The sequence below is a fragment of the Streptomyces phytophilus genome (assembly GCF_013870535.1).
Lineage (GTDB): Bacteria > Actinomycetota > Actinomycetes > Streptomycetales > Streptomycetaceae > Streptomyces > Streptomyces phytophilus.
Map to the genome: position 1 here is coordinate 1 of NZ_JACBXC010001691.1, position 1,069 is coordinate 1,069.

At 75.4% G+C, this 1,069-nt stretch carries 1 protein-coding gene; it reads right to left on the minus strand.

Annotation, left to right across the window (positions count from 1 at the left end; genetic code table 11):
• Positions 1–1,069 (minus strand): dTMP kinase (gene tmk, locus H5J30_RS35255; protein WP_181791862.1); only part of this gene is annotated, 1,069 nt, incomplete at both ends.

Here is a 1,069-nt window from a genome sequence, read left to right on the forward strand (position 1 = left end):
TCGCGGCGCTTGCGCTCCTCCTCCGCCTGGCGGCGGGCCTCCTCGGCGCGCTGCCGGGCCAGCTCCGCCTCCCGCTCGGCCTCCAGCCGCTTGGCCTCCTCGATCTCGCGGCGCTTGCGCTCCTCCTCCTCGCGGCGCAGCCGCTCCAACTGCTCCTGACGCTCCCGCTCCTGACGCTCTTCCTCCGCCTTGCGCGCGGCCTCCTCGGCCTCCCGGCGCTTGCGCTCCTCCTCCGCCTGGCGGCGGGCCTCCTCCTGGGCGCGCACCTCCTGCTCCGACAGCGGCAGGATCTGGTCCAGGCGGTGCCGGACGGCGGTGGTGACGACCGCGGCGTCCTGCCCGGCGTCGACCACCAGATAGCGCCCCGGGTCCGCGGCGGCCAGCGCGAGGAACCCCGCACGCACCCGCTCGTGGAACTCCGGCGGCTCGGACTCCAGCCGGTCCGGCGCCTCGGTGAAGCGCTCCCGCGCCGTCTCCGGCGCGATGTCCAGCAGCACCGTCAGGTTCGGCACGAGCCCGCCGGTGGCCCAGCGGTTGATGCGCGCCACCTCGGTCGGCGACAGCTCGCGCCCGCCGCCCTGGTACGCGACGGAGGAGTCGATGTACCGGTCGGTGATGACCACCGCACCGCGCTCCAGCGCCGGCCGGACCAGGCCGTCGACGTGCTCCGCGCGGTCCGCCGCGTACAGCAGGGCCTCCGAGCGGTGCGAGATCCCGGCGGTGGAGACGTCGAGCAGGATGGAGCGCAGCCGCTGCCCGATGGACGTGGCTCCCGGCTCACGGGTGACGACGACCTCGTGGCCCTTGTCCCTGATCCACTGGGCCAGCGCCTCGACCTGCGTGGACTTCCCGGCCCCGTCGCCGCCCTCGACGGCGATGAAGAACCCGCTCTCCGACAGCCCCTCGTCCGGGTCCGCGCCGCGCAGCGCATCGCGCAGGTCGACGCGGAGCGGCACCCCCTGCCGGTCGTCGGTGCGCACCAACACGAGCACCGCCACCGGCAGCAGCAGCGCGCCGGCCAGCATGTACGTGAACGCCGCGCCGCCGTGCGCGAAGACCAGGTCGCCCG